This is a genomic window from Peterkaempfera griseoplana, assembly GCF_001418575.1.
Taxonomy (GTDB): domain Bacteria; phylum Actinomycetota; class Actinomycetes; order Streptomycetales; family Streptomycetaceae; genus Peterkaempfera; species Peterkaempfera griseoplana.
In genome coordinates, this window is sequence record NZ_LIQR01000311.1 from 1 (window position 1) to 8935 (window position 8935).

Annotated in this window: 5 protein-coding genes, 1 tRNA gene and 1 pseudogene; 4 read left to right on the forward strand and 3 right to left on the reverse strand. The window is 74.0% G+C overall.

Going from position 1 to position 8935, the window contains the following annotated elements; genetic code table 11:
• Window positions 1-75: 75 nt before the first annotated feature.
• Window positions 76-149: transfer RNA gene (locus tag AOK09_RS22880), tRNA-Thr, on the forward strand.
• 177 nt (window positions 150-326) lie between these two features.
• On the opposite strand, the pseudogene AOK09_RS43755 reads toward AOK09_RS22880, so the two are convergent.
• Window positions 327-581: pseudogene (locus AOK09_RS43755) on the reverse strand (DUF5959 family protein); the annotation flags it as partial.
• Window positions 582-668: 87 nt separating this feature from the next.
• Between AOK09_RS43755 and AOK09_RS22885 the strand changes: the two are divergent.
• Complete coding sequence (locus AOK09_RS22885; protein ID WP_079063341.1) at window positions 669-2333, forward strand: SpoIIE family protein phosphatase; 1665 nt, start codon at window positions 669-671, stop codon at window positions 2331-2333.
• 37 nt (window positions 2334-2370) lie between these two features.
• Here the strand turns inward: AOK09_RS22885 and AOK09_RS40320 are convergent, their stop codons facing one another.
• Window positions 2371-2547 (reverse strand): hypothetical protein, encoded by a 177-nt coding sequence (locus tag AOK09_RS40320; protein ID WP_157875999.1) that lies wholly within the window; start codon window positions 2545-2547, stop codon window positions 2371-2373.
• A 723-nt stretch (window positions 2548-3270) separates the two neighbouring features.
• Between AOK09_RS40320 and AOK09_RS22890 the strand changes: the two genes are divergently transcribed.
• Entirely contained in the window at window positions 3271-5799 is a 2529-nt protein-coding gene (locus tag AOK09_RS22890) for an ABC transporter permease (RefSeq protein ID WP_055589112.1), read from the forward strand.
• A 102-nt stretch (window positions 5800-5901) separates the two neighbouring features.
• On the opposite strand, the gene AOK09_RS40325 is transcribed toward AOK09_RS22890, so the two are convergent.
• Window positions 5902-6375, reverse strand: a complete 474-nt coding sequence (locus AOK09_RS40325; RefSeq protein ID WP_055589113.1) for a hypothetical protein — start codon at window positions 6373-6375, stop codon at window positions 5902-5904.
• A gap of 351 nt (window positions 6376-6726) precedes the next feature.
• Between AOK09_RS40325 and AOK09_RS22900 the strand changes: the two genes are divergently transcribed.
• Window positions 6727-8935 (forward strand): molybdopterin oxidoreductase family protein (locus tag AOK09_RS22900; protein ID WP_157876000.1); only part of this gene is annotated, 2209 nt, incomplete at its 3' end.

An 8935-nucleotide genomic window follows, 5' to 3' on the forward strand; every position in this document is an offset into this window, starting at 1 on the left:
GTTCCGAACACCGACCGCCCCCACCCCGGTAGACTCCTCCCGGTGCCGCCGTGGTCCGCTGCGGACGGCTACCGCGCCGCGTTAGCTCAGCTGGCCAGAGCGTCGCTCTTGTAAAGCGAGGGTCGTCGGTTCGAATCCGACACGCGGCTCCGTGCGTGAGCAGGGCGAAGGCCCCGGACCGTGATCGGTCCGGGGCCTTTGACATCACCGGCTGACATCAACGGCGGAGACGTTCCGGAGATGTCCGGGACCCGCGCCGAGCACGACCAGGCGGCCGACAGTGCCCAGCGGTCGGAACGCCAGGGTGCGAGAGCGAAGGCCCGCTTGACCTGCCCAAGTCCTGCGCGATGGTCGTCGAGCCAGGTCGGCGGGACCGCCAGGGGAACCGTGACGACGATCTGCGGGGCCGCGACGTCGTAGATGCTCACCTCGCTGCATCCGCTCCGACCGCGCGGAGCGATGAGGATCCGGGGCGAGCGTCCGCTCTCCAGCCAGGAGATGTCCTCCCCGGCAGCGAGCGCGTCCAGGGCCCGCCCCCAGTCCTCCAGGTCGTACGCGGAGAGATCCGGGCCCCGCGTCATCGGTGACGTCGGTGGTGGTGGCGTCGCTGTGTCCCCGCCGTCGGTCCGGCCTCGCACCGTTGTCGGGGTTCGGGGGAGACTGGAGGCGTGCAGGACGCCGCAGCTGCTCCGAGGGGTGAGCCGCCGTGCCTGGTGGTGGATCCGGACGGCTTCCGGACGGTGTTCGGCGCGCTCGGTGCCGGGGTCTGCGTCCTGGAGGCCAGTGGTGCGGTGGTGCTGTGCAACCCGGCGGCCGAGCGCCTGCTGGGTTTCCGCGCGGGGAGTCTGCCCGGCCGGGTGCTGAAGGAGGCGGCGGAGGCGGACCGTGCGCCCGTGGACCTGCGGTCCGCGGGGTGGGGCCCGCTGCTGGAGGCCTTGCACACGGGGCGCCCGGTCAGGCGTGAGGCAGAGGTGTTCCCGCGGGCGGACGGTACCCCGCTACGGGTCACCTGGACTTGTACCCCACTGCGCCGGGGGCCGCGGGTGGACGGCGCAGTGGTGGTCTTCCAGGAGGTGACCGCCCGGAAGGACGCGCGGGCGCGGCAGGAGGCGCAGCTGGCGCACGCCGAGGATGTGAACGCCGCGCTGGTGTGGCTGGCCGGGGTGAGTATGGCGCTGGTGTCGGCGGCGGACGCGGAGGAGGGCCTGGAACGCCTGGCACGTCTGCTGGTGCCGCGCCTGGCCGACCGGGCGGTGCTGGACCTGGCGGCGGAGCCGGGGTGGGTGCGGCGGGTGGCCTGTGCGGACCGTGGCCGAGCCACTGGACGGGAGTCGGTCCGCTGCGGCGGGCTGCAGCGGTTCCCGGTCTCCTCCGGCGAGCCGCTGGGCCGGGTGCTGCGCGGGTCAGCGACCCGGACCCTCACCGGTGCCGCAGCCGGCCCGGGCGCGGCCGCCGGGCTGGTGGTTCCGCTGCGGCTGCGCGGGCGCACCTACGGGGCCATGAGCCTGACCCGCGCTGACCCCGGTCGGCCGTTCAGCCGCGAGGAGGTGGATCTGGCCGAGGACGTGGCCCTGCGGGCCGCGCTCACCCTGGAGAACATCCGCTTGTATGACGAGCAGGCCCACATCGCCGCCATCCTGCAGCGCAGCATGCTCACCGACCTGCCGCCCGTGACGGGCCTGGAGCTGGCCGCCCGCTACCGGCCCGCGTACCGCAGCGCGGAGATCGGCGGCGACTGGTACGATGCCTTCCCCCTCCCCGACGGGCCTCTGGCGCTGGCCGTCGGCGACGTCGCCGGTCACGATCTGCAGGCCGCCACCCGCATGGGCGCGCTGCGCAACATGCTGCGCGCCCTGGCCGTGGACCACGCCGAGCCCCCGGGGAGCACCCTGCGCCGCCTGGACGCGGCCATGGGCCACCTGGACGTGGCCGACTCGGCCACCGCGGTCTACGGTCATCTGCGTCGGGCGGGCGGCGGATGGCGGTTCGAGTGGTCGAGCGCCGGACATCCGCCGCCCGTGTTGATCCACCCCGGCGGTGCCACCGCCGTGCTGCACGACGGGCACGGGATACTGCTCGGAGTCGCGCCGGACACCCGACGCCCCACCGCGACCGTCCCGCTACCGCCGGGCGTGACCCTGCTGCTGTACACCGACGGCCTGGTCGAATCGCGTCTGCAGTCCCTGGACGCCGGCCTGGATCGCTTGTGCCGGGAGGCCGGGATCCTGGCCGATCGGCCCCCGGCCGACCTGTGCGCGTCCCTGGTCGACGCCATGGGATTCCCGGACGACGACGTCACCGTCATCGCCGCGCGCGTCCCTGCCGACGGCTGACGGGCGGACATTTCTGCGGCCGGGTCGGCCGCCGGCTTCAGTGCGGGTCGCCGGGTGTGACGGCGAAGGCGAACGCCTCGGCCAGGTCCTTCAGCGCACTGGCCGAGGAGGCCGCGAAGCCCTGTTTCACGATGCCCCGCGCCGACACCGTGATCGCCTCCAGAAGTGCCTCACGGGCCTCTTCGGTCCGATTCTCCCGCTGCTCGCCGCTCACAGGTCTCCTCACTCAGTGGGACAACTCGACCGGGCATGCCGTACACGCCGCGCTCCGCCCTCAGGATGCCCGGCCGCCCGCTGCGGCGCGCGTCCGACGTGGCGCGCGGCTGGTGCGCCGCTGCGTACGCGCGCCGGAGGACCCGTCGGCCGCCCCCGCCCGTACCCGCGGCGCGGCCCTCGGCACGCCGCCGACCAAGACGCCCCGGCGGAGGCGTCCTTCTGCTGTTCATGGGCACCGCACGGAGACGATCTCGAAGGCGTCCTCGGACCACCTCCGCCGTGCGGGCGGCGCCGGCCGGGATCGGCCTCGGCGGCGGCACGGACCGTCAGACCCGTCCGTCACGCGGTCCGGTCGGGACTCCGGCCCGGCGGCCGGCGGCTCTCCCCTAGGAGAGCGGACGGCTCCCTGCCGTCGCGCGGCGGCGACGCGAGGGCGGTGTCCGGGGGTGGGGACAGCCCCCCGGTGAGGACGCCGGGCCGCCGCAATGCGCTGATGCCTGTCCGCGGACGACCGTAGAGGCATGCCACTGGAAGCCGGTGCACACCAGCCCGCCAGCGCAGAGCACATCTGCGCGGTCCCCGTCGGATCCGCCGCCGTCGCGGCGCCCGGCCAGCCGCGCCGCCGGTGCGCGCTCCCCGCACTCCTCGCCGCGGACCCCGCAGCCGGTCCGGAGCGGCACCCCGCACCCCACGCACACCACAGAATTGAGGCCGATCCCTCGTGATGCTGCGCTACGCCCTGAAGACCGTCCGCGCGCGCAAGGCGGGCTTCCTCGGCGCCTTCCTCGCCCTGATGTGCGCGGCCGCCCTGATCACCGCGTGCGGCACGCTGCTGGAGACAGGGCTGCGTGGCACCATCCGCCCCGAGCGGTACGCCGCGGCGCCGGTGGTGGTCTCCGCCGACCAGAACGTCCACCAGACCACGGTCAAGCACAAGAAGGGCAAGACCAAGGTCAAGCAGAAGGCCAAGCCGGTCGCCGAGCGCGCCTGGCTCCCGGCCGGTGCCGCCCGGACCCTCGCCCGTACGCCCGGTGTCGCCCGGGTCATTCCGGAACTCACCTTCCTCGCAGAGCCGTTGGTTCCGGCGGGCACCGGTGGCAGGGACGCCTACGGGCACTCCTGGGAGTCCGCCGCGCTGACCCCGTACCGGCTCACCACGGGTACCGCGCCCCGGACAGCGACCGACGTCGTCGTCGACCGGTACCTCGCCGCGCGCGCCCACCTGGGTGTCGGCGACCGCCTCACCGTCCAGTCGACGCAGGCCCCGCGCAGCTACCGGATCTCCGGGATCGCCGCCCCCGACGCGGCCGTTGTGCACCAGACGCCGCTGTTCTTCGCCGCCGCGGAGGCCGAGCGTCTCGCGGCGCGCCCCGGGCAGGTCACCGCCTTCGGTGTGATCCCGGCTCCCGGTACGTCCCCGGAGCGGCTGCGGCAGGCCGTGTCCGCTGCGCTGCACGACACCGGGGCCCAGGTCAGCACGGGGAGCGACCGCGGCCCGGTGGAGTTCCTGGACGCCGCCGCGGCCCGCACCAGGCTGGTCAGCATGGGCGGGGCGATGGGCGGCACCTCGCTGCTGGTGGCGGTCCTGGTGGTCGTCGGCACCTTCACGCTCTCCGTCCAGCAGCGCCACCGCGAACTGGCCCTGCTCCGTGCCGTCGCCGCCACCTCCGGGGAGATCCGCAGGCTGCTCGGGCGGGAGGCGCTGGTCGTCGGGGCGGCCGCGGGCGCGGCCGGGGCCCTGGTGGGGCTTCCCCTGGGCGGCTGGCTGTACGACAGGTTCGTCGCCCTGGGCGCCGTGCCCGTCACGCTCCAGCGCACCGTCAGCGTCTTCCCGCCGCTCGCCGCCGTGGCCGCGACCCTGTTCGGCGCCTGGGCCGCCGCGAGGATCGCCTCCCGAAGGGTCTCCCGGATCCGCCCGACCGAGGCGCTCGCCGAGGCCCAGTCCGAGGACACCAGGCCCCTGGTGGGCCGTGTCCTCGCCGGTCTGCTGCTGCTTGCCGGCGGCGCCGCACTCGTGGTGCTGCTCAGCGCCCTGCGTACCGAGCCCGCCTCCACGCCGGTGACGTTCCTCGCCGTGGTCGTCCTGTCGGCGTCCGTCGCCCTGCTCGGACCGTTGCTGGTCAGGGCGGCGGCCCTGCTGCTCGCCGGCCCGCTGCGGCTCACCGGCCACGGCGGCCGGCTCGCCACCTCCAACCTCCGCGGCAACGCCGTCCGCATGGCCTCCGTGGTCACCCCGCTCGCCCTGCTCATCGGCATGACCTGCACGGTGCTCTTCGTGCAGCCCACCCTCGGCGACGCGGCCCGCGCCCAGGCCCGCGAGGGGGTGCGCGCCGACTGGGTCGTGGCCTCCCGGGGTCCCGGCGTCCCGGCCGCGGCGGCACAGCGGCTGCGTTCGCACCACGACGTGGTCACCGAGGTGGTCCGCACCACCGTCCGGGTGGGCCTCGACAAGTACGCGGCCCAGGGCGTCACCCCGCAGGGCCTGGCGCGCACCTGGGACCCGGACGTCACCGCCGGATCGCTCCGCGGCCTCGGCGAGCACACCGTCGCGGTCAGCGAACTGGCGGCGGACCAGCTCCGTCTGAAGCCCGGAAGCACCCTGAGGCTCACCCTCGGCGACGGCACGCCCGTCACGGTGACCGTCGCGGCCGTCTACGCCCGGGGTCTCGGCTTCGGCGACCTGACCTTCGCCCACGACCTGATCGCCCGCCATGTCGACAACCCGCTGGCCTCCTCCGTCCTGGTCGGCACCGCACGTACGCAGGCCCAGCTCGCAGGGACGCTGCACGGCCTCCCCGGGCTGGTGGTGCTCTCGCCGGGCGACGCCGACTCCCTCCAGGCGCAGCGGCAGCAGGCCAACGCCGAGGTCAACTTTGTCGCGATGGGGCTGGTACTGGCCTTCACGGCCATCGCCGTGGTCAACACGCTCGCCATGTCGGTCTCGGCGCGCGTCCGTGAGTTCGCGCTGCTGCGCCTCGCCGGGGCGACCCGCCGTCAGGTGCTGGGCATGCTGCGCACCGAGGCGCTGTCGGTGCTCCTCCTCGCCGCCGCGCTCGGCAGCGGCATCGCGCTGGCGGTGCTGACCTCGTTCAGCATCGGCATGACGGGCAGGGCGGCGCCCGCGGTCACGCCGCTGGTGTACGCCACCGTGGTCGCGGTGGCCGGGCTCCTCGCACTCGTCGCGACCGCCCTGCCCGGGCGGGTGGCGCTGAGGGTCCGGCCGGTGACCGTGGTGACGGCCAAGGAGTGACGGCCGCCCGTGTCGCGTGCCGGACCGCCCCGGTCGGCGCCCGGAGGGGCCGACCGGGGCGGTCCGCACCGCTTCCGACGGCATGAGGCCGGGGAGGGCGGGTCACCAGAGCAGTTTCAGAGCCTGGTGCGCCTTGCTGCGCCAACCTCCCTGTGCGGAGAGCAGAGCGGCGAGGCTGCGGGCCGCGCCGGGGGTCCGCAGCCAGGCGTGCCTCCGGGTGTGCCCCGCGATGTCCCCGCTGTACGCGGCCGTCGTCCCGGCCACCACCGGAACCGCCGCCAGAGTGAGCAGCACCGGCCCGTAACCGCCGTCCGAGGTGACGGCGACCACCGCGACCTCACCGAGGAAGACCACCCCGCCGACCAGCGCCGCCAGCGTGCACCGGAGGGTGCCGCGGGCGATCAGCCGGGACGGTGCCACCGCCAGCGCGGCACCGGTGGCCACGCCCAGCAGTGCCCCCGTCGCCAGGCTGCCCCCGGCGCTGAGCAGCCCCCGGCCCAGGATCGCGACTGCTTCCCGTCCCGACCCTCTCAGCAGTGAGCTCACTGTGCCGACCAGCCACAGCGCAACCCACACCGCCGCTGACACGCTCCCGACCCGCAGTCCGAATCGCAGGCCCCGTGACATCACGCCCTGATGCATCGCCATATCCCCCCCCGGACGGCATTACCGGCCCGTCCAGGCTACGCCGTCCGGACCGTGGCCGGCGTGCCGCGGCCGTGCCGGCGAGACCGCCGACCGTACGCCGTGCCGGGCGTCCGCGCCCCTCGTCCCCGCCGTGGACCCGGTTCCGGCGCCGGGCTCACAGGGCCCGGCGCCCACTTGTGTGGTGGGCGTAACCCCGGGTTGGGGCAGAGCGTGACACCCGCGTAACCGTCGGTTCGTACGGTCGGCGTTGACAGAGCCGCCGTAGGAGAGGGGTTGCCCGTGACCGCGCAGGACCCGCGGACCACGACCGCCGGGGTGCGGTCGGTCTGCTCGTACTGTGGTGTGGGATGCGGGATCGTCCTCGATGTGGCGACCGGCCCCGACAGGCGCCGCACCGTGTTGAAGGCGTCGGGCGACCGGGAGCACCCGGCCAACCACGGGCGGCTCTGCACCAAGGGCGCGACCACCGCGGACATGCTCTCCGCGCCGGGGCGGCTGGGAACGGCGCTGGTGCGGGCCGGGCGCGGTGACGAGCCGCAGCCGGCGGGAGTGGACGAGGCGATCGCGGAGACCGCGCGGCGGCTGCGGGCCGTCATCGACCGGCACGGGCCGGACGCGGTCGCCTTCTATGTCTCCGGGCAGCTCGGCCTGGAGGCGCAGTATCTGGTGAACAAGCTGGCCAAGGGCTTTGTGCGGACCAACCAGATCGAGTCCAACTCCCGTCTGTGCATGGCCAGTGCGGGCAGCGGCTACAAGCTGTCGCTGGGCGCCGACGGGCCGCCCGGGTCGTACCAGGACTTCGACAGGGCGGATGCCTTCCTGGTCATCGGCTCCAACATGGCCGACTGCCATCCCGTCCTCTTCCTGCGGATGATGGAGCGGGTGAAGGCGGGCGCCCGGCTGATCGTCGTCGATCCCCGGCGCACCGCCACCGCCGAGAAGGCCGACCTCTTCCTGCAGATCCGTCCCGGTACCGATCTGGCGCTGCTCAACGGGCTGCTGCAGCAACTGGTGGAGAACGGGCACACCGATCCGGCGTTCATCGCGGAGCGCACCGAGGGCTGGGAGGCGATGCCGGGGTTCCTGGCGGACTACCGGCCCGAGGCGGTCGCCGGCATCACCGGGATCCCGGCGGAGGACATCCGGCGGGCCGCCCAGTGGATCGGCACCGCGGGCGAGTGGATGAGCTGCTGGACGATGGGGCTCAACCAGTCGACCCACGGCACCTGGAACACCAACGCCCTGGTCAATCTGCATCTGGCCACCGGCGCCATCTGCCGCCCGGGCAGCGGCCCCTTCTCGCTCACCGGGCAGCCCAACGCCATGGGCGGGCGCGAGATGGGCTACATGGGTCCCGGGCTGCCGGGACAGCGGTCGGTGCTGGTGGACGAGGACCGCGCCTTCGTCGAGGAGCTGTGGGGGCTGGAGCCGGGCACGGTCCGGCGGGACGGGGTCGGACAGGGCACCGTGGAGATGTTCCAGCGGATGGCGGACGGTGCCGTCAAGGCGTGCTGGATCATCTGCACCAACCCGGTGGCCTCGGTGGCCAACCGCAGGACGGTCATCGAGGGACTGGAGGCTGCGGAGTTCGTCGTCACCCAGGACGTCTTCGCCGAGACCGAGACCAACGCCTACGCCGACGTGGTGCTGCCGGGCGCCATGTGGGTGGAGAGCGAGGGCGTCCTGGTCAACAGTGAGCGCAACCTCACCCTGGCCCGGCAGGCGGTGGACCCGCCGGGGGAGGCGATGGCGGACTGGCGGATCATCGCCCGGGTCGCCTGCGCGATGGGGTACGAGGAGGGGTTCTCGTACGGCAGCGCCGAGGAGGTTTTCGAGGAGATCAAGCAGGCCTGGAACCCCGCAACCGGCTACGACCTGCGGGGCGTCAGCTATGAGCGGCTGCGGCGGACTCCCGTGCAGTGGCCGGCCGCCACCGAGGACGGACCGGACCGCAATCCGATCCGTTACCTGGGCGAGGACGGCGGTCCGGTCTTCCCCACCAGCAGCGGCCGTGCGGTCTTCTACGCCCGCCCGCATCTGCCGCCGGCCGAACTCCCCGACGACGACTTCCCCTTCGTGCTCAACACCGGCCGTCTGCAGCACCAGTGGCACACCCTGACCAAGACGGGCCGGGTGGCCAAGCTCAACCGGCTCAACCCGGGGCCGTTCGTGGAACTGCACCCGCAGGACGCGCGGACGCTGGGCATCGCCGAGGGCGACTCGGTGGAGGTCGCCTCACGGCGCGGGCGGGCGGTGCTGCCCGCGGTGGTGACCGATCGGGTGCAGCCGGGGTGCTGCTTCGCGCCGTTCCACTGGAACGACCTCTTCGGTGAGTACCGCTGTGTGAACGCCGTGACCAGCGACGCGGTGGACCCCGTCTCCTTCCAGCCGGAGTTGAAGGTGTGCGCGGTGTCGCTGACCAGGGTCGCCGCCCCGGACGCCCCGGCTCCACCCGCGGCCGTACCCGGGCTGTCTACTATACACATTT